A 23,727-nucleotide genomic window follows, 5' to 3' on the forward strand; every position below is an offset into this window, starting at 1 on the left:
TATAATAACTGTTTGCCCTAGCCAAAGTCAGAATTGACTGTTCCCGGAATCCATGAACACACCGATCGTTAGTGCATCTGGTCACGCCTCAGCTCATGCTCCCGTCGCGGCGCCCGCGGCATTGCCGGTGCTGCCGCGCCCGTCGGCCGAGGAATTCGCCGCCGTGCTCGAACAGGGACATGGCGCCTACATGCCGTTGCCGCAGTTCGGCGTGATCGACACGACCGGCGACGACGCGGCGAGCTTCCTGCATGCCCAACTGACCAACGACGTCCAGCATCTCGACGCCGCGAACGCGCGCCTCGCCGGCTACTGCTCGGCGAAAGGCCGGCTGCTCGCGTCGTTCCTCAGTTGGCGCAGCGGCGACACGATCCGCCTGCTGGTGTCGAAGGACCTGCAGGCCGCGGTGCAAAAGCGTCTGTCGATGTTCGTGCTGCGCGCCAAGGCGAAGCTCGTGGACGCGAGCGGCGAGCTCGGGGTGATCGGCCTCGCGGGCGACGTGCGCGGCGCGCTCTCCGGCGTGTTCGACGCGCTGCCCGACGGTGTGCACGTGCAGGTCGACGGCGCGGCCGGCACGCTGATCCGCGTGCCGGATGCGTTGGGACACCTGCGCTATCTGTGGATCGGGCCGAAGGCGCAGGTCGAAGCGCTGCTGCCGTCGCTCGACGGCAAACTGAAGCGCGTCTCGCCGGCGGTGTGGGACTGGCTCGATATCCGTGCGGGCGAGGCGCGCATCACGCAGCCGGTCGTCGAGCAATTTGTGCCCCAAATGGTCAACTTCGACGTGCTCGGCGCGGTCAATTTCCGCAAGGGCTGCTATCCGGGTCAGGAAGTGGTCGCGCGCAGCCAGTATCGCGGCACGATCAAGCGGCGCACCTCGCTCGCCAACGTCGCCGGCGAGCTTGAAACGGTGCGCCCCGGCACCGAGCTATTCCACTCGGACGATCCGGGTCAGCCGTGCGGGATGATCGTCAACGCGGCATCGGCCCAGGCGGGCGGCGTCGATCTGCTGGTCGAGCTCAAGCTCGCGGCGCTCGAGAGCGGCACGGTGCATCTCGGCGCGGCCGACGGACCCGCGCTGCGCTTCCTGACACTGCCCTATGGATTGCCGGCCGAGGTGTGAGCGCCGGAGAGGACGAAAAGCGGCGCGAAAAGCGGCGCAATCTGGCGCCGTTTTTTATTGGCTGCTTTATTCTCGTCCGATTTTTGCGGATTTCTGCTTTTGCCTGACATCCGCTGCCTGCCATTGGCTGCCTCAGACGGCCGCTCCATGCTCTGACCGGGAGACGCTCCCCGATGTGCCTGATCGTTTTCGACTGGCGACCTGATGCGGTCGATGGTCCGCTGTTCACGCTCGCCGCGAATCGCGACGAGTTCTTCCGCCGCACCGCCGAGCCGATCGGCTGGTGGCGCGACGCGCCGGGCGTGCTGGCGGGCCGCGACCTCGTGGGCGGCGGCACGTGGCTCGGCCTGTCGCGCGACGGCCGCTTCGCCGCGCTGACCAACTACCGCGCGCCGGGCGAAATGCGCGCCGATGCGCCGACCCGCGGCACGCTCGTCAGCGACTGGCTGACCAGCGCCGCGCGCGACGCCGACGGCAATCCGCACGAGACGCCGCTCGCGTATCTGCAGCACGTCGCGCAAACCGGCGACATCTATAACGGCTTCAATCTGCTGGTCGGCGACTGGACGCGTCGCGAGCTGGCGTGGTACTGCAATCGCGGCGCGGTCGACGCACACAGCGGCCCCGCGCTGCTCGCGCCGGGCACGCACGGCATCTCGAACGCGGTGCTCGATACCGCGTGGCCGAAACTCGTCAGAAAGCGCGCGGAGCTCGGCACGCTGCTCGCGCGCGATGCAATGCCGCCGCTCGAACGATTGATCGACCTGATGCGCGATCCGCGCCTCGCGCGCGACGACGAGTTGCCGTCGACCGGCATTCCGCTCGAGCGCGAGCGCGTGCTGTCGGCGGCGTTCATCGAATCGCCCGAGTACGGCACGCGCAGCACCACGGGGTTGCGCGTCGCCGCGTATGGCGACGTGATCGGCGTCGCGGTCGCCGAGCGCAGCGACGACAACGGCTCGCACCGGATCGTGCGACCCGGCGATTACGAGCGCAGCTTCGCGTTCAATGTCGAGCGCGACCGGCTGAGCGTCGCGTGATCGTCTAACGACCGGCGTGCCGCTCAGCGCGGCGCGGAAGTCACCTTCACCCGAGTCACCCTCACCCGCTGCGCCCTCACCCGATGCCGAATGCCGCGCGCAACGCCGCCGCGGCCTCCGCATGCGCCTCTCCGACTTCGGGCACGAACCCGCCCATCTTGAAGAATTCGTGGATCATGCCCGCGTAGCGGTTGAGCGTGACCGGATTGCCGAGCGCGCGCAGTTTCTCCGCATAGGCATCGCCCTCGTCGCTCAGCGGATCGTATTCGGCCGTCGCAATCCACGCGGGCGCGACGCCATGAAAATCGGGCGCGCCGCGCTCGCCGTCGAGCGGCGCGAAACGCCAGTCGTCCCGATCGCCGCTGTCGCGCACGTACTGCTCGAAGAACCATTGGATCGTGTCGCCCGACAGCAGGAAACCGCTGGCGAGGCGCGAGTGCGAATCGGTCTGCTGATGAGCGGTCGTGCCCGGATAGATCAGCAATTGCAGCGCGAGCGCGATGCCGGCGTCGCGCGCGAGCACCGCGCAGACCGTCGCGAGCGTGCCGCCCGCGCTATCGCCGCCCACCGCGAGCCGCGCGCCGTCAATGCCGAATTCGGCCGCGTGCGCGTGTAGCCAACTCAGGGCGTCAAAGGCGTCGTCGACGGCGGTCGGGAACTTGTGCTCGGGCGCGAGCCTGTAATCGACCGACAGCACCGCGCACTGGCCGTCGCGCGCGAACATGCGGCACAGCGCATCGTGCGTGTCGACGCTGCCGACCGTGAAACCGCCGCCGTGGTAGTACACGAGCGCCGGCATCGGCTCGGCCCAGTTCGGCTCGACCGGGAAATAGAGGCGCGCGCGGATCGTCGCGCCGTCGCGCGTCGGCACGCGCAGGTCTTCGACGGAGAACATCGGCGCGCTCGCGATCTCGAGGATCGGCGCGCTTTTCTCGTACGACGCGCGCGCCGCTTGCGCGCTCATCTGGTGATACTGCGGGCGTTTGGCCCGCGCGATCATGTCGAGCACCTGCTCGATCGTGGGATTCAGCGGCATGGTTTCGGCAACGTGACGCGCGGCGCGCATCGGGCGGCGCGGGTACACCAATGATTGATGGGGGCCGGGGCATCAGCCATATGAGCGGCCACAAGAGCGGCCACAGCAGCGGCCGTACGACCGATCACGAAGGCGGCCCGCTACTCCGCGCTCTTCACCTCGGGCTTCAGCGACATCGGATCGGACGGTTCGCGCAACTGCTCGATATCCTCGTGACGCAGCTTCACGGTCGCCATGATGCCCGGATGCGTGATGATATAGAAACGCCGCACGGCGATGGCCTCGAACGTGAGATCGGCGACATCGGCGGCATTGAGCTTGCCCGCCTGCACCGCGCGCTGCAACTGCTTGCCGGCCGCGATCTGCGAGCGCGTCGGCCGGCTCGCGTTGCGCAGATCATCAGGACGCGCGCGCTCGGCATCCGCGATGCCGGTCGGCACGAAGGCGGGACACAGCAGCGAACAGCCGACCTCGCCGCCTGTGCCGGCCTGCGCGAGCTTCAGGTCGTGATAGAGCGTCTCGGTCAGTGCCACCACCGCATGCTTCGATGCGTTGTAGATGCCCATCGCCGGCGGCGCCAGCAGCCCCGCCACCGACGCCGTATTGACGATATGCGCGGGCTCGTTCTGCGCGAGCATGATCGGCGCGAACACACGCACGCCGTGCGCGACGCCCATCACGTTGACGCCGAACACCCACGACCAGTCGTTCGCCGAGCTTTCCCACAGGAAGCCGCCGGTGCCGACGCCCGCGTTGTTGAACAGCAGGTGCACCTTGCCGAACGCGGCGAGCGCCGCCTGCGCGAGCGCCTCGACCTGTGCCGGGTTCGCGACGTCGGTCGGCACGCCGATCGCGTCGGCGCCGGCTTCGCGCAATGCGTCGACGGTTTGCGCGAGTGGGTCGGCGTTGACGTCGGCGAGGACGAGCTTCATGCCGAGCGCGGCGCCCTTGTGCGCGAACGCGCGGCCGAAGCCGCTGCCCGCGCCGGTGATCACCGCCACCTTGCCTGCGAATTCGAACATCCTGTGACTTCCTGGTTGCACGGCGGCTTGCCGTTGGGACATGCTCAGATCAGCTTGACGAGTTGCTTGCCGAAGTTGCGGCCCTTCAGCAAACCGATGAACGCTTCGGGCGCGGCTTCGATGCCTTGCGCGATCGTCTCGCGATACTGCAGCTTCTTCTGCGCGACGAGCGTGCCGAGCTGCTTGAGCGCTTCGGGCCACACCTCCATATGTTCACTGACGATAAAGCCCTGCACGAGCAAACGCTGCGTCAACATCAGCGACGGATTCTTCAGCGGCAGCGGCTGGCCGTCATAGCCGGCGATGAAGCCGCACAACGCGATGCGCCCGAACGCGTTCATGCGCGCGAGCGTCACATCGAGCATCTCGCCGCCAACATTTTCGAAGTAGCCATCGACACCATCGGGCGTGACGGCCTTCAGGTCCTTGTACAGATTGCCGGCCTTGTAGTCGACGCACGCGTCGAAGCCGAGCGTCTCGACCACATAGCGGCACTTGTCGGCGCCGCCCGCGATACCGACCGCGCGTGCGCCCGCCGCCTTCGCCAGCTGCCCGACCACGCTGCCCACCGCGCCGCTCGCCGCGCTGACCACCACCGTCTCGCCCGCCTTCGGCGCGATGATGCGGTTCAGCCCATACCATGCGGTGACGCCCGGCATGCCGACCGGGCCCAGATACGCCGACAGCGGCACGTGCGTGTCGTCGACCTTCTGCATGCCCGCGCCGTTCGAGGTGCCGTACTCCTGCCAGCCGAACATCGCGACGACCTTGTCGCCGACCGCGAACTTCGGGTTGCGCGTCTCGACGACCTCGCCGACCGTGCCGCCGATCATCACTTCGTTCAGCGGCTGCGGCGCCGCGTACGACTTGCTGTCGTTCATGCGTCCGCGCATATACGGATCGAGCGACAGATAGTGGTTGCGCACCCGCACTTCGCCGTCGGCGAGCGGCGCGAGCGGCGTTTCGACGAGCTTGAAGTTATCGGGCGTGGCTTCGCCTTGGGGGCGCGAAACCAGCAGCAATTGGCGGTTGATCTGGGCCATGAGGTCGTCTCCTTGGGTTGGTGCATTGACCTGCATCCTTCGGATCCAGGCCTGATGTTGAATCTGATGCCCGCTCAGCCGTCGCTTGGACCGGGCTTCGCGGTCGGATCGCTGCGCAGACGTTGTCGCGTGACATCGCGGCCCACCGCGAGGCGGCGCATATATTTGAAGGTGCCGAGCGCCTTCGCGACGAAGTGCCCTTCGCTGTCGCGGATCTCGCCTTCGCAATAGGCCATCGTCGTCGAGCGATGCAGCACGCGGCCGGTCGCGCGCAACTCGCCGCGGCCGGGTTGCATGAAGTTGACCTTCATCTCGACGGTGACGACGCCAATGCCATCGCCCGCGAGACTGCGCGCGGCCATCGCGAGCGCGACGTCGGCGAGTGTCATCGTGACGCCGCCGTGCGCGACGTCCCACGTGTTCATATGATCGGGCTGCAACGGCAGCACGACTTCGCTGACGCCATCGGCGGCGGATCGCAGCTGCGCGCCGAGACGATCGACGAAGGGACTTTCGGGCAGCGAAGGCGTGCCCGGTGTGGCGGAAGGGGTTGGCTCGGTCATGGCGGTCATCGGAGTGCGTGCGAAGTGCGTATAGGTGCAGCTCGTGCGTGGTACGTCCTGCTGGCGACCGACTCGGGTCGAGGCGCGCGGGAGCAGTCCATCGAAGCGATGCATTTTATCTCCGGCCCGCGTTCGGGCTCGTTTAATCTGCCACCCCCGGCAGGTTCGACCGCTAGAATGCAGAACGAAGCCCGGATGTTTTCTGTTTTCGTTTCATCCTCTTCCCGCTTTTCCGCTTTCCCGCTTTCTTTCGAGGTGCCGGCCATGTCCTCTCTTGCGTCATTCCGCCGTGCGCTGCGGTTCGCTCGCCGCTCGGCCCTGTCGCGGCTTTTCGTGCTCGCGTTGTGCGGCGTGTTCGCGGCCTCGATCCTCGACGGTTGCGCGGGCATGCTCGGTGGCGATGCGTTGCGCGTCAGCGTCGCCGGCATCGAGCCGCTGGCGGGCGAAGGACTCGAGATGCGCTTCAATCTGAAGCTGCGCGTGCAGAATCCGAACGACAGCGCCGTGAGCTTCAGCGGTATCTCGCTCGACCTCGAACTGAACGGCAAGCCGTTCGCGAGCGGTGTCAGCGATCAGAGCGGCACCGTGCCACGTTTCGGCGAAACCGTCGTCAGCGTCCCGCTGACCGTGCCCGCGTTCGCCGCGGTGCGCCAGGCGCTCGGCCTCATGGGCGCGGCACAGTCCGGGCAGGTCCCGTACCGGCTGCAAGGCAAGCTGGCCGGCGGCCTGACCGGCACGACGCGCTTCACCGATCAAGGCACGTTGACGATGCCGGGCATGGCTTCGCAGTAGCGACGAACGCGGTGGATAGAGACCGCGCTCGCGCCTCGCTCACGCGATCTCGAACAGACCCGCCGCGCCCTGCCCGCCGCCGATGCACATCGTCACGACGACGAACTTTACGCCGCGGCGCTTGCCTTCGATCAGCGCATGGCCGACGAGCCGCGCACCCGACACGCCATACGGATGGCCGACCGCGATCGCGCCGCCGTTCACGTTCAGGCGGTCTTGCGCAATGCCGAGCTTGTCCGCGCAATACAGCACCTGCACCGCGAACGCTTCGTTCAGTTCCCACAGGCCGATGTCCTCGACCTTGAGACCGGCCTTCTTCAACAGCTTCGGCACCGCGAACACCGGGCCGATGCCCATCTCGTCCGGTTCGCAGCCGGCCACCGCGAAGCCGCGGAAAATGCCGAGCGGCTGCAGCCCTTCGCGTTCGGCCAGTGTCGCGTTCATGACGACGCAAGCCGAGGCGCCGTCCGAGAACTGGCTCGCATTGCCCGCGGTGATCACGCCGCCCGGCAGCGCGGTCCGAATCTTCGACACGCCTTCGAGCGTGGTGTCGGCGCGAATGCCTTCGTCGGCGCTGACGGTCACTTCCTTCGTGTAGAGACGGCCGCTCGCCTTGTCGGCGACGCCCGCGAGCACCGTCAACGGCACGATCTCGTCCTTGAACTTACCCGCTTCGAGCGCGGCCGCCGCGCGCTGCTGCGAGCGCACGCCGTATTCGTCCTGACGCTCCTTCGAGATCGAATAACGCTTCGCGACGTTCTCGGCGGTTTGCAGCATCGACCAGTAGATTTCCGGCTTGTGCTCGTTGAGCCAGCCATCGGTCATCATGTGGCGGTTCATCTCGTTCTGCACGCACGAGATCGATTCGACGCCACCGGCGACGTACACTTCGCCCTCACCGGCGATCACGCGTTGCGATGCAAGTGCGATCGTCTGCAAGCCTGATGAACAGAAACGGTTCACGGTCATGCCCGGCACGCTGACCGGCAGACCCGCACGCAGCGCGATCTGCCGCGCGATATTGCCACCGGTCGCGCCTTCCGGATTCGCGCAACCCATGATCACGTCCTCGACGCGCGCCGGGTCGAGCTTCGCGCGCTCGACCGCGGCTTGCGTGACGTGGCCGCCGAGCGTCGCGCCGTGCGTCATGTTGAAACCGCCGCGCCACGATTTGGCGAGGCCCGTGCGGGCGGTGGATACGATTACGGCGTCAGTCATGGGTGTCTCCAATTGCAAAGTCGAGAGCGGCGCGCCGGCTCGCTGCCGGGCGCTTCAACGCGCGTCACCGCGCCGCCTCTGTCATTTCATGCGAGCGATGCGAGCCGAACCCGCACCGCTCAGTCCGTGCACTGAGCGCAACCGCTCTCAGCCGTTGAATCCGCGCCCAACGGCTGCCAGCTTCGCGATGCCCGGCGCGAGTTGCCACGCGTCGCCGTTCGCCCGCGCCGCATAGTTGCGAATCGCGCGCTCGACGTTGTAGAGCCCGACCGTGTCCGCGTACAGCATCGGGCCGCCGCGATGGAGAGGGAAGCCGTAGCCGGTCAGATAGACCATGTCGATATCCGATGCCTTCGACGCGATGCCTTCCTCGAGAATCTTCGCGCCTTCGTTGACGAGCGCGAACACCAGACGCTCGACGATTTCCTCGTCGCTGATCTTGCGGCGCTCGGTGTTGGTTTCCTTCGAGTACTCGCCGATCATCTCGTTGACGACGCCCGACGGATACGCGGTGCGGTCGCCCGACTTGTAGTCGTACCAGCCGCCGCCGGTCTTCTGGCCGAAGCGGCCCATCTCGCACAGACGGTCGGCGATCTTCGAGTAATGCATGTCCGGACGTTCCAGATAGCGACGCTTGCGGATCGCCCAGCCGATGTCGTTGCCGGCGAGGTCGCTCATCCGGAACGGGCCCATCGCGAAGCCGAACTTCTCCATCGCGCGGTCGACCTGCGCGGGCAGCGCGCCCTCTTCGAGCATGAAGAGCGCCTGGCGCACGTACTGCTCGATCATCCGGTTGCCGATAAAGCCATCGCACACGCCCGACACCACCGCCGTCTTTTTGATCTTTTTCGCGAGCTTCATCACGGTGGCGAGCACGTCTTTCGCGGTCTCCTTGCCGCGCACGACTTCCAGCAGCTTCATCACGTTGGCCGGGCTGAAGAAGTGCATGCCGACCACATCCTGCGGACGCTTCGTGAACGCGGCGATCCTGTCGACGTCGAGTGTCGAGGTGTTCGACGCGAGGATCGCGCCGGGCTTCGCGACTTCGTCGAGCCGGCGGAACACCTGCTCCTTCACGCCCAGCTCTTCGAACACGGCCTCGACGATCATGTCGGCATGCTTCAGGTCGTCGTAGGAGAGCGTCGGGCTCAGCAGCGCGAGCCGCTCTTCCATCACCTCGGGCTTGAGCTTGCCCTTCTTGACGGTCGCCTCGTAGTTCTTGCGGATCGTCGCGACACCGCGCTCGAGCGCTTCCTGCTTCGTCTCGAGCAGCGTGACCGGAATGCCCGCGTTGAGGAAGTTCATCGCGATGCCACCGCCCATCGTGCCCGCGCCGATCACGGCCACCTGGTTGATGTCGCGCACCGACGTATCGGACGGCACGTCGGGAATCTTGCTTGCCGCGCGTTCGCCGAAGAACGCATGACGCAGCGCGCGGCTCTCCGGCGTCTGCACGAGCGCCATGAAGCATTCGCGCTCGAAGGCGAGGCCCTTGTCGAAGCCATCGTTCACGCCGGCTTCGACCGCATCGATGCATTTGTGCGGCGCCGGGAAATTCTTCGCGATGGCCGCGACGCTATTGCGCGCGAACTGGATGAAACCGGCCGCGTTCGGATGCTCGATCTTGCGATCGCGCACCTTCGGATGCGGGCCGGCTTGCGCGCCGACCTTGCGCGCGAACGCGAGCGCGGCTTCGGCCAACCCGGAGGGATTCGCGACGAGCTGGTCGAACAGACCCGAATCGGCGAGCTTTTCGGAGAGTACCGGCGCCCCGGACACGATCATGTTCAGCGACGCTTCGAGGCCGATCGCGCGCGGCAGACGCTGCGTGCCGCCCGCGCCCGGCAGGATGCCGAGCTTCACTTCGGGCAGCGCGATCTGCGCGCCGGCCGCGGCCACGCGGTAATGCGCGCCGAGCGCGAGTTCGAGGCCGCCGCCCATCGCGACGCTGTGGATGGCCGCGACGACTGGCTTCGCGCTGCCTTCGACGGCCTTGATGACGGTCGCGAGCGTCGGCTCCTGGGTCGCCTTCGGCGTGTTGAATTCGGTGATGTCGGCGCCGCCCGAAAAGGCCTTGCCCGCGCCGGTCAATACGATCGCCTTGATGGCCGGATCGTTCTGCGCGCGCTCGAGCCCTTCGACGATACCCGCTCGCGTCGACAGTCCGAGCCCGTTGACGGGCGGATTGTTCAGCGTGAGGACGGCCACGCCGTCATGAGTTGTGTAGTCCACTGCCATCTGCGTGCCTCCGTGCGATCCATGCAATGAGGCGGCGCCTGATGCGCCGCCTGTCCGGTCCGTCGAGCCTGTTCATTGTCAGGCTTTTTCAGACGAGGGATCCGGGTCAGCAGGCAGAATACACTAAAAAAGCACGAACGTTCAATTTATTAACGAACGGGGTTTCCCCTAGGCTTCGGGTGTCAGCGGACAGTTGCGGCTGTCTTCCAGCGCCGATGGCAGCACGTGTTCGCGAAACAGATCGCGCAGCTTCAGCTTCTGCAGCTTGCCGGTCGCCGTGTGCGGCAGTTCGTCGACGAACACGACGTCGTCGGGAATCCACCACTTCGCGACCTTGCCTTCGTAGAACGCGAGCAGTTCGTCGCGCGTGAGTTCGTGCCCCGCACGTTTGACGACCACGAGCAGCGGCCGCTCGGTCCACTTCGGATGCGCGCACGCGATGCATGCGGCTTCGGCGACCGCCGGATGCGCGACCGCGACGTTCTCGACCTCGATCGAGCTGATCCATTCGCCGCCCGACTTGATCACGTCCTTCGAGCGGTCGGTGATGTGCAGGAAGCTGTCGGGGTCGATCGTCGCGACGTCGCCGGTCGGGAACCAGCCGTCGACGAGCGGCGAATCGTCCTTGCGGAAATACCGGTCGATGACCCACGGCCCGCGCACGTGCAGATCGCCGAACGCGACGCCGTCCCACGGCAGCGCGCGGCCGTCCTCGCCGACGATCTTCATGTCGACGCCGAAGATCACATGGCCCTGCTTTTCGAGCAGCTTACGTTGCTCGGCGAGCGGCCGCTGGCTCTGCTCCCACGTCAGTTTCGACAAGGTACCGAGCGGCGACATCTCCGTCATGCCCCACGCATGGATCACCTGGATGCCGTAGTCGTCCTCGAGGATGCGCAGCATCGCGGGCGGACACGCGGAGCCGCCGATCACCGTGCGCTCGAGCGACGAAAACTTCACGCCCGCCTCGCGCAGATAGTTCAGCAGACCGAGCCACACGGTCGGCACACCGGCCGAACACGTGACGCGTTCGCTTTCCATCAGCTCGTACAGCGACTTGCCGTCGAGGTCCTTGCCGGGGAACACGAGCTTCGCGCCGGCGAGCGGCGTCGCATGCGGGAGTCCCCATGCGTTCACGTGGAACATCGGCACGACGGGCAGCACCGAGTCGCGCGCGGACAGGCTCATCGCATCGGGCAACGCCGCGCCGAACGCGTGCAGCACCGTCGAGCGATGCGAGTACAGCGCGCCCTTCGGATTGCCGGTCGTGCCCGAGGTGTAGCACAGGTAGGACGCCTGGCGCTCGTCGAGCGCGGGCCAGTCGAAGCGGCCGTCCTGCCCGTCCATCAGCGTTTCGTAGCACAGCACCTCGGTTTGCATCGGCGGCCGATGCGCTTCATCGCACAGTGCGATCCAGCCGCGCACGCGTGGGCACTGCGGCGCGAGCGTGTCGACCAGCGCGGCGAACGTGATGTCGAACAGCACGTACGCGTCGTCGGCGTGATTGATGATGTAGGCGATCTGGTCGGGGAAGAGCCGCGGGTTGATCGTGTGACACACGGCGCCGAAGCCGGTGGTGCCGTAATACGCTTCGAGATGCCGGTAGCCGTTCCATGCGAGCGTCCCGACCCGGTCGCCCGCTTCGACGCCGAGCGCGAGCAGCGCCTGCGCGAGCTGCTTCGCGCGCTTCTCGCAATCGCGATAAGTGTAGCGATGCAGATCGCCTTCGATGCGCCGTGACACGATCTCGGTGCTGCCGAAATGCCGCGCGGCGTGCGCGAGCAGCGATGACACGGTGAGCGGCACGTCCATCATCTGGCCCAGCAGCGGCGTCGTCATAAGGCGGAGTCTCCTCGGCTCGTGAGTGTCGATGGTTGTAGTTGGGTCCGGCTGGATACGTGATCGTGAAACGGATGACGCGCCAGGCAGCGCGAGGCGGAAGATCGTGGCGGCGTCGAAAGCAGCGGCATGGTCCGAACGATGAAGGCGGCCGGCCAGCACCGCCGCGGGCGCGGAATTACAATATCGGTTAATCCAGAGGCGCTCAACATGTCGTTTTCCCCAAGCATTGCAGGCCCATCCGCAGCTTTGACGGATCTTTCCAACACCCTCGCCACTCCCCCAGCCAACGCGTTCGCGCGGCTCGGCGGCACGTTTCTGACGCGCCTGCCCGCCGCGCCGCTCGATGCGCCCTACCTCGTCGGCTTCTCGGCCGAGGCCGCCGCGCAGCTCGGGCTGCCCGAGGGCATCGAGCGGGATCCGGGCTTCGTCGAGCTGTTCTGCGGCAACGCGACACGCGACTGGCCCGCCGACGCGCTGCCTTATGCGTCGGTGTACTCGGGCCATCAGTTCGGTGTGTGGGCCGGCCAGCTCGGCGACGGTCGCGCGCTCGTTCTCGGCGAGCTCGAACACGGCGGCGAGCGCTTCGAACTGCAACTCAAAGGCGCGGGCCGCACGCCCTATTCGCGCATGGGCGACGGCCGCGCGGTGCTGCGCTCGTCGATCCGCGAATATCTGTGCTCCGAGGCGATGCATCATCTCGGCATTCCGACCACGCGCGCGTTGTGCGTGATCGGCTCCGACCAGCCGGTGCGGCGCGAAACGATCGAAACCGCGGCGGTGCTCACGCGCGTCGCGCCGAGCTTCGTGCGCTTCGGCCACTTCGAGCACTTCTATGCGAACGATCGCGTCGACGCGCTGCGCGCACTGGCCGACCACGTGATCGAGCGCTTCTATCCGCATTGCAAGGAAGCCGACGATCCGTATCTGGCGCTGCTCGCCGAAGCGGTGCGCTCCACCGCAGATCTGATGGTCGACTGGCAGGCGGTCGGTTTCTGTCACGGCGTGATGAATACCGACAACATGTCGATCCTCGGTCTGACGATCGACTACGGCCCGTTCGGTTTCATGGATGGCTTCGACGCCGGCCACATCTGCAATCACTCCGACACGCAGGGGCGTTATGCGTATCGGCTGCAACCGCAAATCGGCTACTGGAACCTCTTCTGCCTCGCGCAAGGACTGCTGCCGCTGTTCGGCGCACGGCACGACGAAAGCGTGCGCGCCGAGAAGTCGGTCGAAGATGCGCAGCACGTGCTCGCCGGCTTCAAGGAACGCTTCGCGCCGGCGCTCGAAAACCGCATGCGCGCGAAGCTCGGCCTCGAACAGGCACGCGACGGCGACGACGCGCTCGTCAACCGGCTGTTCGAAGTGATGCACGCGAACCGCGCCGATTTCACGCTGACGTTCCGCCACCTCGCGCGCCTGTCGAAACACGATGCGAGCGGCGATGCGCCGGCGCGCGACCTGTTCCTCGATCGCGCCGCCTTCGACGCATGGGCGAACGACTACCGCGCGCGGCTGGCCGTTGAGTCGCGCGACGACGCCGCGCGCGCCATTGCAATGAACCGCGTGAACCCCAAATTCGTACTTCGCAACCATCTGGCGGAAACCGCGATCCAGCGCGCGAAGGAGAAGGATTTCTCCGAGGTGGAACGGCTTGCGGCCGTGCTGCGTCACCCGTTCGACGAACAGCCCGAATACGCGGCCTATGCGGGCCTGCCGCCGGACTGGGCAAGTTCGCTGGAAGTGAGCTGTTCGTCCTGACGCGTCGCCAGAAAACACCGAGACAAACCCGAGACAGGAACCCGACCATGAGCAACCCCGACGATCTCAAGCATGACACCCCCGCCGTGCAGAAAACCGACGCCGAATGGCGCGAGCAGCTGTCCGACATCGAATATCAGGTGACGCGCCACGCGGCCACCGAACGCCCGTTCACGGGCCGCTATAGCGATCACTGGGATCGCGGCGTCTACGACTGCGTGTGCTGCGGCACGCCGCTGTTCGAATCGGACACCAAGTTCGACGCCGGCTGCGGCTGGCCGAGCTACTTCCGGCCGATCAACGGCGAGGTGATCGCCGAGAAGACCGACCGCTCGCACGGCATGCTGCGTATCGAGGTGCAGTGCAAGAACTGCGGCGCGCATCTGGGCCACGTGTTCGAGGACGGGCCGGCGCCGACCGGTCTGCGTTACTGCATCAATTCGGCTGCGTTACAATTCGAGCCCAAGTAACGCGGCGCGGCAGCGGGCCTGCCGGCTTCGGGCGCCGCGGCGCGAATCGCGCGCGGCGCCTTTCTCATGCGGCTCGCCTTCGCCGGCGGGCACCGCGCGCACCATGCGGGCGCTTTTCACCGTTCGACCCACTCTCCGACTTCCCGACCAGATAATGAAATTCCTGTTCGATCTGTTCCCGATCATCCTGTTCTTCGTCGCCTTCAAGATCTGGGGCATTTTCACGGCGACGGCAGTGGCGATCGTCGCCACGCTGGTACAGATCGCGTGGGTGGCGTTCCGCCACCGCAAGGTCGATCCGATGCTGTGGGTGAGCCTTGGCGTCGTCGTCGTATTTGGCGGCGCGACGCTCGTGCTGCACAACGACACCTTCATCAAATGGAAGCCGACCGTGCTGTACTGGGCGTTTTCCGTCGCGCTAGTCGTCTCTCAGTTCGGCTTCAACAAGAACCTGATCGAAGCGATGATGGGCAAGCAGATCGCGCTGCCGCACGCGATCTGGGGCAAGCTGAACCTGATCTGGGCGGTGTTTTTCGTGCTGCTCGGCCTCCTGAACCTGTTCGTCGCGTATCACTTCACGACCGATCAGTGGGTCAATTTCAAGCTGTTCGGCGCAACGGGCTGCCTGCTCGTGTTCATCGTCGGACAGAGCCTGTGGCTGTCAAAGTACATGAAAGAGGAATGACATGAGCGACCTGTTCATGCACGCGAGCACCGCCGAGCGCGCCGCGCTGATCGAGGCGCGTCTCACGGCCGCGCTCGCGCCCGTCGAAACGATCCGCATCACCGACGACAGCGCGCAGCACGCGGGACACGCCGGCGCCGCCGCCGGCGGTCATTTCAGTGTCACGATCGTGGCCGTCGCATTTGCCGGCAAGCCCCGCGTGGCGCGGCATCGCATGGTGTATGATGCGCTGGCCGATGCCATGCAGCGCGGCATTCATGCCCTTGCCATCACGGCGTATACGCCCGAAGAATTTGCTTTGTTGCCCCGCTAGGAACCTTTCGATGACCTTGAAGAAAACCCGCCTCTGGGTATTGCTGGCTGCGTTTGCGGCCGCACCTGCATTCGCACAGAACATCGCCGTCGTGAACGGTACGCCGATTCCGAAGTCGCGCGCCGATGCATTGATCGAACAACTGGTTCACCAGGGCCAGCAAGACACGCCGCAGTTGCAGCAGGCCGTGCGCGAAGAGCTCGTGAATCGCGAAATCCTGATGCAGGAAGCCATTCGTCGCGGTCTGCCGAACCGTCCGGACGTCAAGGCGCAAATCGCGGTCGCGCAACAAACCGTCGTGCTGCGCGCGCTGATCGAAGACTTCGTGAAGAACAACCAGCCGACCGACGCGGAAGTCACCGCGCGCTACAACGCGCTGGTCAAGGACGCGGGCGGCAAGGAATATCACCTGCACCATATCCTCGTCGACAACGAGCAGCAGGCGAAGGACCTGATCGCGAAGATCAAGGCCGGCGCAAGCTTCGAAGATCTGGCCAAGCAGTACTCGAAGGACCCGGGATCGGGCAAGAACGGCGGCGACCTCGACTGGTCGGACCCGAAGGCCTACGTGCCTGAATTCGCGGACGCGGCCACGCATCTGCAGAAAGGCCAGATGACCGACACGCCGGTGCATACGCAATTCGGCTGGCACATCATCCGTGTCGACGACGTGCGTGCCGTCACGCCGCCGCCGCTCGAGCAGGTGCGCGCGCAGATCGTCCAGCAGATCCAGCAGGAAAAGCTGCAGGCGTTCGAAGAGAACCTGCGCAAGAACGCGAAGATTCAGTGAATCTCAGCGGGCGGATCGTCTTCGGATAGCCCGCCTGCCGCTGAAGCCTGAATGTAAAAAAGCCGCCCGTGGGCGGCTTTTTTGTTGCTGCGAGGTGCGGAGCCGCCGCACGTGGCGGCAGCCCCTTGACCCATCAACCGAGCCAGCGGCGCGCGTTCTGGAACACGCGCAGCCACGGGCTCGCGTCCGTGCCGATCTCGCCCCAGCCCTGCGGATGCCAGCTCATCTGCACCGCGCGATGCACGCGCTCCGTGTGCGGCATCAGCACCGAGAAGCGGCCGTCGGCCGTCGTGACCGAGGTGATGCCCTCGGGCGAGCCGTTCGGGTTGAACGGATACTGCTCGGTTGCCTGACCGCGGTGATCGACATAGCGCATCGCGACCGCGACCTTCGACTTGTCACCCTGCTGCGAGAAGTCCGCATAGCCTTCGCCGTGCGCAACCGCGACCGGGATGCGCGAGCCTTCCATGCCAGCGAAGAAGATCGACGGCGATGCCTGCACCTCGACGAGCGAGAAACGCGCCTCGAATTTCTCCGACTTGTTGCGCGTGAACTTCGGCCACGCCTCGGCACCGGGGATCATCGACGCGAGGCTGCTCATCATCTGGCAACCGTTGCAGATGCCGAGCGCGAACGTGTCCTCGCGACCGAAGAACGCGGCGAACATGTCGGCCAGTTGCGCATTGAAGCGGATCGTCTTCGCCCAGCCTTCGCCGGCGCCCAGCGTATCGCCGTACGAGAAGCCGCCGCATGCGACCGCGCCCGCGAAATCGGCCAGGTTCGCGCGACCCGCGAGCAGATCGCTCATGTGCACGTCGTGCGCATCGAAACCGGCGCGATCGAATGCATAGGCCGTCTCCAGATGCGAGTTCACGCCCTGCTCGCGCAGGATCGCGACGCGCGGACGCGCGCCCTTGCCGATGAACGGTGCGGCGACGTCGTCGGCCGGATCAAAGCTCAGCACTGGCGTGATGCCGGGGTCGGCCGCGTCGAGCAAGGCGTCGTATTCGGCGTCGGCGCAAGCCGGGTTGTCGCGCAGACGCGCGATGCGCCAGCTCACTTCGCTCCACGTGCGATGCAGTTCGGCACGCGGTGCTTCGTAGACCTTCTTCGCATCGCGATAGATCTCGATCACATCGCGCTCGTTGGTCTTGCCGATCACGTGCGAGCACGCCGACAGACCTTGCTCGCGCAGCGCGGCGAGCACCGCGTCGCGATCGGCCGCACGCACCTGCACGACGGCGCCGAGCTCTTCGTTGAAGAGCGCGCGCAGCGTGCGGTCTTCGCGACGGCCGCTGGTCTGCTTCGCCCAATCCTTCGCGTCGCCATAATCGGATTCGTGGTGCTCGTCGAGCACCAGCATGTCGACGTTCAGCGACACGCCCGCGTGACCCGCGAACGCCATTTCGCAAACCGTTGCCCACAGGCCGCCGTCCGAGCGGTCGTGGTACGCGAGCAGCTTACCGTCGCGATTGAGCGCCTGGATCGCGTTGAAGAAGCGCTTCAGATCTTCCGGATCGTCGACATCGGGCACCGTGTCGCCGACCTGCTGCGTGACCTGCGCGAGGATGCTGCCGCCAAGACGATGCTTGCCGCGGCCGAGATCGATCGCGATCAGCACCGACTCGCCGACTTCGCTCACGCGACGCAATTGCGGCGTCAGGTGGCGGCGCACGTCTTCGACCGGTGCGAATGCCGAGATGATCAGCGACACCGGCGCGACCACTTCTTTCGCGACGCCGCTTTCTTCCCAGCGCGTGCGCATCGACAGCGAATCCTTGCCGACCGGAATGCCGATGCCGAGCGCCGGGCACAGTTCCATGCCGATCGCCTTGACGGTGTCGTAGAGCGCCGCGTCTTCGCCCGGCGCGCCGCACGCGGCCATCCAGTTGGCCGACAGCTTCAGCTTGTCGAGCGACGCGATCGGCGCCGCCGCGATGTTCGTGATCGCTTCGCCGACCGCCATGCGGCCCGAGGCCGGCGCATTGATGACGGCGAGCGGCGTGCGCTCGGACATCGTCATTGCTTCGCCGCTGAAGCCCGCGTAATCCATCGTCGTGATCGCGACGTCGGCGACCGGTACCTGCCACGGGCCGACCATCTGGTCGCGCGCGGTCGTGCCGCCGACCGAACGGTCGCCGATCGTGATCAGGAACGACTTGCTCGCGACCGTCGGATGACGCAGCACGCTCTGCGCGACCTCTTGCAGCGCGAGGCCGGTCACGTCGACCGGTTCGAGCTTGCGTTCGACGCGCTTCACGTCGCGATGCATGCGCGGCGGCTTGCCGAGCAGCACTTCCATCGGCATGTCGACCGGCTGATGCGCACCTGCCTGCAGTTCGGCATCGATCAGCTTCAGCTGACGCTCGGCGGTGGCCGTGCCGATCACCGCGAACGGGCAGCGCTCGCGCTCGCACATCCCTTCGAACGCCGGCAGATCGGCCGGCGCAATGGCCAGCACGTAGCGCTCCTGTGCTTCGTTCGACCAGATTTCGCGCGGCGACAGCCCGCTCTCTTCGAGCTGGATCTTGCGCAGTTCGAACAGCGCGCCCTTACCCGCGCCATCGACGACTTCGGGGAACGCGTTCGACAGACCGCCCGCGCCGACGTCGTGAATGCTGAGAATCGGGTTCCGGTCGCCGAGCTGCCAGCATGCGTTGATCACTTCCTGCGCGCGCCGCTCGATTTCCGGGTTGCCGCGCTGCACCGAGTCGAAGTCGAGCTCGGCGGTGTTGGTGCCGGTCGCCATCGAGCTCGCGGCGCCGCCGCCCATGCCGATGCGCATGCCCGGGCCGCCGATCTGGATCAGCAGCGACCCTTCCGGCAGATCGTGCTTGTGGGTGTGCTGGTCGGAGATATTGCCGATGCCGCCCGCGATCATGATCGGCTTGTGATAGCCGCGCACGAGACCCGCGACGTTCTGCTCGTAGGCACGGAAGTAGCCGCCCAGGTTCGGACGGCCGAATTCGTTGTTGAACGCGGCGCCGCCGAGCGGGCCGTCGATCATGATCTGCAGCGGCGAGGCGATGCGATCCGGGCGGCCGTACGCTCCGTGGTGGTCGGCCGGGTTGCGCTGGGCGAGCGGCTGGGCGTTGTCGCGCGCGTTTTCCCACACCTCGACGGCCTCCGGCAGTTCGAGGTTCGACACCGTGAAGCCGCTCAGACCCGCCTTCGGACGCGCGCCGCGGCCGGTCGCGCCTTCGTCGCGGATTTCACCGCCGGCGCCGGTCGCGGCGCCCGGGAACGGCGAGATCGCGGTCGGGTGGTTGTGCGTTTCGACCTTCATCAGCGTGTGCGTAAGCTCGACGCTGCGACCGTAATGCTCGGGCAATTCGCTTGCGCCGAGCTCGGCCGGCGTACGCGGGAACCAGCGCTCGGCCATGCCGCCGACCATGATCGCCGAGTTGTCCGAATACGCGACGATCGTGCCCTGCGGGTTCAGCTTCTCGGTGTTGCGGATCATGTTGAACAGCGACATGTCCTGCTTCTCGCCGTCGATCGTCCAGTCCGCGTTGAAGATCTTGTGGCGGCAGTGCTCGCTGTTGGCCTGCGCGAACATCATCAGTTCGACGTCGGTCGGGTTGCGGCCGAGCTTCGTGAAGGCGTCGACGAGGTAGTCGATTTCGTCGTCGGCGAGCGCGAGGCCGAGCTCCGCGTTGGCGGTCTCGAGCGCGACGCGGCCGTTCGCGAGGACGTCGACGGTTTGCAGCGGCTTGGCCGGCAGTTCGTCGAACAGATGCTGTGCATGGTCGCGCGACGGCGCGACACTCTCGGTCATGCGGTCGTGCAGCACCGCGGCGACGGCCGCGCGCGCTTCGTCGGAGAGCGCCTTCTTGCCGCCGAGCAGCCCGCTTTTCAGCGTGACCGTGTACTCGACGCCGCGTTCGATGCGCCGCACCTGCGTGAGGCCGCAATGATGCGCGATGTCGGTTGCCTTGCTGGCCCACGGCGAGACGGTGCCAAAGCGCGGCACGACGAGGAAGGTCTCGACGGCGCCACGTTCCTTGCCGGCTTCGAACGGATCGCCGTAGTGCATCAGCGCCTCGACCTTCGCGCTGTCTTCAGCGGACAGTTCGGTCTGGGCGTTGACGAAGTGCAGATATTGCCCGCGCACGCCGGTGATATTCGGGTCGATGCGCGTGAGCGTGTCGAGCAGGCGGGTTTGACGGAAATCGGAAAGGGCCGAAGCGCCGGGGAAACACGAGAAGTGGGCCATGGGACTTGACGTTGCGTCGCTCAATGATGCCGGAGAGTCGCGCATGCAGGCGACGTGAGGCGGAAAGGAAGTCCGGGATTATACCCCGGGAACGGGTCTCCGACGGGCTCCGGGGTGGGTGGGCAGCGGCCCGCGCGGTGCCGCGCGAGCCCTCGCCGCGCTGCTCGTGGCGTCGCCGCGCGGGTGCTTTGACTGCTATCATTCGCGTTTCACCAGATCGGCACGTGCAACCCGGGCAACACCCGGCGGCGCGCCGCATGTCACACCCAACGGGAACGCGCGCGAGCCGCCCGTCGGCATATCGAATCAGAGCATGGATGTCATCGTCATTGGCGGCGGGATAGCGGGCGTCGCCACCGCTTATCACCTGCGCGCGGCCGGCCACCGGGTATGCGTCGTCGAGCGTCACGCGACCGTCGCGCAAGGCGCCACCTATGGACAAGGCGGCACCGTGCTGCCCACGCCCCTCGACGTCTGGTTCGGCCCGACCTTTATGGCGAGCCGCTACAACGCAAAGAACGGCGTGATCAGCAAGACCGGCTTCAACGGCGCCGCGCGGCAGTTCGTCAAGCAGCTCGCAGAATGGCAGGAGCCCGAGGCGTTCGCGCGCCAGTATGCGCTGTTGCGGCCGCTGATCGAATCGTCGCGCGAGGCGATGGCCGACGTCGAAGCCCGCTTCGGCCTCGAATTCGAACAGGCGAGCGGCCTCCTGTACCTCGTGCGCGCCGCGCACGAATGGGAGCTGAGCACGCCTGCGCTCGATCTGCTGGGCCGCTTCGAGGTGCCCCATCACGTGCTGAGCCCGGCCGAATGCGCGGCGTTCGAGCATGCGGTGCCGACCGATCCCGAATTCGCCGGCGGCGTACTGTTCGAGCATGAGCGCACCGCGAACTGTCCGCTGTTCACGAAGCTCGTCAAACAGGTGCTCGATACGCTGGGCGGCGTGCAGTTCATGCCGAACTGCGAGGTGACCGGCATTCGGCTCGAAAACGAGCGCGCGGCGGTCGAACTGGCGCCACGCGATAACGCGCCGCGCTCGCGCGAAATCGACGTGGTGCACGCCGACGCGGTCGTGGTCGCGGCCGGCTACGGCAGCCTCGCGCTGCTCGAGCGCGCGGGGCTCAGGCTGCCGCTCTATCCGCTGCGGCTGCATTCGCTGGTCGCGCCGATCGCGCACGAGGAATGCGCGCCGCACGTCGCGATCGTCGATGCGGTCAAGCGCATCGGTGTCAGCCGGATGAACCATCGGCTGCGGATCGCGGGCGGCGCGGTGCTGCAAAGTGCGAGCCAGATCGACAAGCCGCTCGGCGAAGCGCTGACCAAAGAGGCGCTCGCGCTGCTCGGCCAGGCGACGCACGACTGGATTCCGGGCGCCGCGCGCATTTCGGCGGCGCTGCCGTGGGAAGGTGTGAAGCTGTTGTCGCCCGATGGCTTGCCGGTGATCGGCAACGCGTTGCATCCGCGGCTGTTCGTCAACGTCGGGCATGGGCCGGCCGGCTGGGGCCTTGCCTGCGGCGCGGGCAAGCTCGTTGCCGAGCTGATGTCGGGCCAGACGCCGACGCTGCCGCCGGACACGCTCGCGGCGATGCGGCCGGAGCGGTTCCAGTAACGGTTCGCGCTCCTTCTGGGGGTGTGGCGGCTGACCGCCCGCTCCCGACACCTCCGCGCTCATCGCGCCATTGCGCCGGCACACACCGAAACAGCCGCACGTCGCGTGCCTATCGGCACTACCATAGCGATTCCAAAGTCTGCCCGCCGCGCCGCGGGCGCACCGCCCGGTTTCGCCATGACAGACGCAAACAATTCGCTGCCCACCCTGTTCGACCCGCTGACCGATCCGCGAATCGACTCGCTGACCGACTCGCCGCCGCGCGCGTGGTCGCTGCTCACGCTGACCGACTTGCGAATCGCCGAATCCCAGGCCGCCGCTGCGTTGCCCGAGCACACGCTGATGGCGCGCGCCGGCCATGCGGCTGCCCGCTGGCTGCTCGAACGCATCGCCGCGGATTCGTCGATGACGAAATCGCAGCAGCGCGCGTGGCTGGTCGCGGGTCCTGGCAACAACGGCGGCGACGCGCTGGTCGTCGCAACGGAGCTGCACAAGGCCGGCATCGCCGTCGAGGTCTGCATGCCGGTTGAAGTGAAGCCCGCCGATGCGCGCTGGGCGCTCGACGCCGCGCGCGCCGCGGGCGTGCCGATCGATACCGCGCCGCCCGCCTCGCTCGATGGCTACGGCTGGCTCGTCGACGGCATGTTCGGCATCGGCCTCGCGCGGCCGCTCGACGGCGTGTTTGCGGCGGTGGCGCGATTGCTGTCGCAGCGCACGAAGACGCGTGCGACACAAGGCGCCGTGCTCGCGCTCGACGTGCCGAGCGGGCTCGACAGCGACACCGGCGCGGTGATCGGCGGCAACGGCGCGGCGGCGGTCCACGCGACCCACACCATCACGTTCATCGGCGCGAAGCCGGGGCTTTTCACCGCGCAGGGCCGCGACCTTGCCGGCCGGGTGACGGTCGCACCGATCGGGCTCGCAGCGGGAATCAACGGCGACGCCGACGCAGGCGTCGCGAGCGTCCCGCGTGCCGCGATCCAGCTCAGTGCCCCCGAGCTCTTCGGCCCCTTCATGCCCGCGCGCGACTTCGCGACCAACAAGGGCACCTTCGGCAGTCTCGCGGTGGTCGGCGGCGACACCGGCATGTGCGGCGCGCCGATCCTCGCGGCGCGCGCGGCGCTCTACACCGGCGCGGGCAAGGTCCACGTCGCGCTGCTCGGCGAAGGCGCCCCGCCCTACGATCCGCCGCACCCGGAACTGATGCTGCATCCGATCGACACGCTGCCGCTCGACGCGATGGACGCACTGGCGATCGGCTGCGGTATGGGCCACGGCGAACGCGCGACGCGGGTCCTGCACGACGTGTTGCAACTCGACGTGCCGAAGCTGTTCGATGCCGACGCGCTGAACCTGATCGCGCAAGACACCGCGCTCGCCGCGAACGTCACCGCGCGCGGCGTGCAAGGCGATCCGTGCATCCTGACGCCGCATCCGCTCGAAGCGGCGCGTCTCCTCGGCAGCGATGCGGCGAGCGTGCAGCGCGACCGGCTCGCGGCCGCGCGCGCGCTCGCGGCGCGCTTTGCGAGCGTCGTCGTGCTGAAGGGCGTCGGCACGATCATCGCGGCGCCCGACGGCCGCCTCGCACTGAACCCGACCGGCAACGCCGCGCTCGCGACGGGCGGCACCGGCGACGTGCTCGGCGGCATCATCGGTGCGCTGCTCGCGCAGCATCTGCCGCGCTTCGAGGCAGCGCTCGCGGGCGTTTATCTGCACGGCCTCGCCGCCGATACGTTGAGCGCGCAAGGCCACGGCCCCGCGGGTCTGACAGCCGGCGAACTGGCGCCGATGGTGCGCACCTTGTTGAACCGGCTGTTCTATCCAACGACCGTTGCCTGACGCGCGCGTCGCGCGCAACGCCCTGCTCCCCGTCACGCATCCCCGCTATACTGGTTGTCTGCGCCGCATCATTTCTCGGCCGCGCTTCATGCGCGCGCCTTCCTTCGTGCCCCCTTGGTTAGAC

Annotated in this window: 18 protein-coding genes; 10 read left to right on the top strand and 8 right to left on the bottom strand. The window is 66.9% G+C overall.

What is annotated here, in order from left to right:
• The first annotated feature begins 52 nt into the window (after positions 1-52).
• Together ygfZ and CI15_RS15790 are read left to right on the top strand one after the other, a co-directional pair.
• Entirely contained in the window at positions 53-1,123 is a 1,071-nt protein-coding gene (ygfZ, locus tag CI15_RS15785) for a CAF17-like 4Fe-4S cluster assembly/insertion protein YgfZ (protein WP_062129262.1), read from the top strand.
• 173 nt (positions 1,124-1,296) lie between these two features.
• The gene (locus tag CI15_RS15790) at positions 1,297-2,163 is read left to right on the top strand and encodes an NRDE family protein (protein ID WP_062129263.1); all 867 of its coding nucleotides are present in this window, start codon (positions 1,297-1,299) and stop codon (positions 2,161-2,163) included.
• Positions 2,164-2,239: 76 nt separating this feature from the next.
• Here the strand turns inward: CI15_RS15790 and CI15_RS15795 are convergent, their stop codons facing one another.
• The 4 genes from CI15_RS15795 to CI15_RS15810 form a co-directional block, all read right to left on the bottom strand.
• Entirely contained in the window at positions 2,240-3,199 is a 960-nt protein-coding gene (locus tag CI15_RS15795) for an alpha/beta hydrolase (protein ID WP_062129373.1), read from the bottom strand.
• Positions 3,200-3,339: 140 nt separating this feature from the next.
• A complete protein-coding gene (locus CI15_RS15800; RefSeq protein ID WP_062129264.1) occupies positions 3,340-4,221 on the bottom strand; it encodes an SDR family oxidoreductase in 882 nt (293 codons plus the stop codon).
• A 44-nt stretch (positions 4,222-4,265) separates the two neighbouring features.
• On the bottom strand, positions 4,266-5,264 hold the full coding sequence (locus CI15_RS15805) for an NADP-dependent oxidoreductase (protein WP_062129265.1): 999 nt from the start codon (positions 5,262-5,264) through the stop codon (positions 4,266-4,268).
• A 74-nt stretch (positions 5,265-5,338) separates the two neighbouring features.
• Positions 5,339-5,827 carry a PaaI family thioesterase gene (locus CI15_RS15810; protein ID WP_062129374.1) on the bottom strand — a complete coding sequence of 163 codons (489 nt, stop codon included), beginning with the start codon at positions 5,825-5,827 and terminating at the stop codon, positions 5,339-5,341.
• Between the two features lie 264 nt (positions 5,828-6,091).
• On the opposite strand from CI15_RS15810, the gene CI15_RS15815 reads away from it, so the two are divergent.
• A complete protein-coding gene (locus CI15_RS15815) occupies positions 6,092-6,619 on the top strand; it encodes an LEA/WHy family protein (RefSeq protein WP_082814220.1) in 528 nt (175 codons plus the stop codon).
• A gap of 39 nt (positions 6,620-6,658) precedes the next feature.
• Here CI15_RS15815 and CI15_RS15820 read toward each other — a convergent pair whose 3' ends face one another.
• The 3 genes from CI15_RS15820 to CI15_RS15830 all read right to left on the bottom strand — a co-directional run bounded on the left by CI15_RS15820 (position 6,659) and on the right by CI15_RS15830 (position 11,914).
• A complete protein-coding gene (locus CI15_RS15820) occupies positions 6,659-7,837 on the bottom strand; it encodes an acetyl-CoA C-acyltransferase (RefSeq protein WP_062129266.1) in 1,179 nt (392 codons plus the stop codon).
• Between the two features lie 147 nt (positions 7,838-7,984).
• Complete coding sequence (locus tag CI15_RS15825; protein ID WP_062129267.1) at positions 7,985-10,075, bottom strand: 3-hydroxyacyl-CoA dehydrogenase NAD-binding domain-containing protein; 2,091 nt, start codon at positions 10,073-10,075, stop codon at positions 7,985-7,987.
• Positions 10,076-10,243: 168 nt separating this feature from the next.
• A complete protein-coding gene (locus CI15_RS15830) occupies positions 10,244-11,914 on the bottom strand; it encodes a 3-(methylthio)propionyl-CoA ligase (protein WP_062129268.1) in 1,671 nt (556 codons plus the stop codon).
• A gap of 210 nt (positions 11,915-12,124) precedes the next feature.
• Between CI15_RS15830 and CI15_RS15835 the strand changes: the two genes are divergently transcribed.
• The 5 genes from CI15_RS15835 to CI15_RS15855 all read left to right on the top strand — a co-directional run bounded on the left by CI15_RS15835 (position 12,125) and on the right by CI15_RS15855 (position 15,939).
• Complete coding sequence (locus CI15_RS15835; protein WP_062129269.1) at positions 12,125-13,681, top strand: protein adenylyltransferase SelO; 1,557 nt, start codon at positions 12,125-12,127, stop codon at positions 13,679-13,681.
• 47 nt (positions 13,682-13,728) lie between these two features.
• The gene (msrB, locus tag CI15_RS15840) at positions 13,729-14,151 is read left to right on the top strand and encodes a peptide-methionine (R)-S-oxide reductase MsrB (RefSeq protein WP_062129270.1); all 423 of its coding nucleotides are present in this window, start codon (positions 13,729-13,731) and stop codon (positions 14,149-14,151) included.
• Positions 14,152-14,305: 154 nt separating this feature from the next.
• Positions 14,306-14,836, top strand: coding sequence for a septation protein A (locus CI15_RS15845; protein WP_062129271.1), 531 nt, complete (start codon positions 14,306-14,308; stop codon positions 14,834-14,836).
• A gap of 1 nt (position 14,837) precedes the next feature.
• On the top strand, positions 14,838-15,149 hold the full coding sequence (locus CI15_RS15850; RefSeq protein ID WP_062129272.1) for a BolA family protein: 312 nt from the start codon (positions 14,838-14,840) through the stop codon (positions 15,147-15,149).
• A 10-nt stretch (positions 15,150-15,159) separates the two neighbouring features.
• A complete protein-coding gene (locus CI15_RS15855) occupies positions 15,160-15,939 on the top strand; it encodes a peptidylprolyl isomerase (protein WP_062129273.1) in 780 nt (259 codons plus the stop codon).
• A gap of 133 nt (positions 15,940-16,072) precedes the next feature.
• On the opposite strand, the gene purL is transcribed toward CI15_RS15855, so the two are convergent.
• Positions 16,073-20,155 (bottom strand): phosphoribosylformylglycinamidine synthase, encoded by a 4,083-nt coding sequence (gene purL / locus CI15_RS15860; protein ID WP_062129274.1) that lies wholly within the window; start codon positions 20,153-20,155, stop codon positions 16,073-16,075.
• 313 nt (positions 20,156-20,468) lie between these two features.
• On the opposite strand from purL, the gene CI15_RS15865 reads away from it, so the two are divergent.
• Both CI15_RS15865 and CI15_RS15870 read left to right on the top strand, forming a co-directional pair.
• Positions 20,469-21,764 carry an FAD-dependent oxidoreductase gene (locus CI15_RS15865; RefSeq protein ID WP_062129275.1) on the top strand — a complete coding sequence of 432 codons (1,296 nt, stop codon included), beginning with the start codon at positions 20,469-20,471 and terminating at the stop codon, positions 21,762-21,764.
• A gap of 177 nt (positions 21,765-21,941) precedes the next feature.
• Positions 21,942-23,603, top strand: a complete 1,662-nt coding sequence (locus CI15_RS15870; RefSeq protein ID WP_062129276.1) for a bifunctional ADP-dependent NAD(P)H-hydrate dehydratase/NAD(P)H-hydrate epimerase — start codon at positions 21,942-21,944, stop codon at positions 23,601-23,603.
• Positions 23,604-23,727 lie beyond the last annotated feature (124 nt).

Source organism: Paraburkholderia monticola (assembly GCF_001580545.1).
GTDB classification, from domain to species: domain Bacteria; phylum Pseudomonadota; class Gammaproteobacteria; order Burkholderiales; family Burkholderiaceae; genus Paraburkholderia; species Paraburkholderia monticola.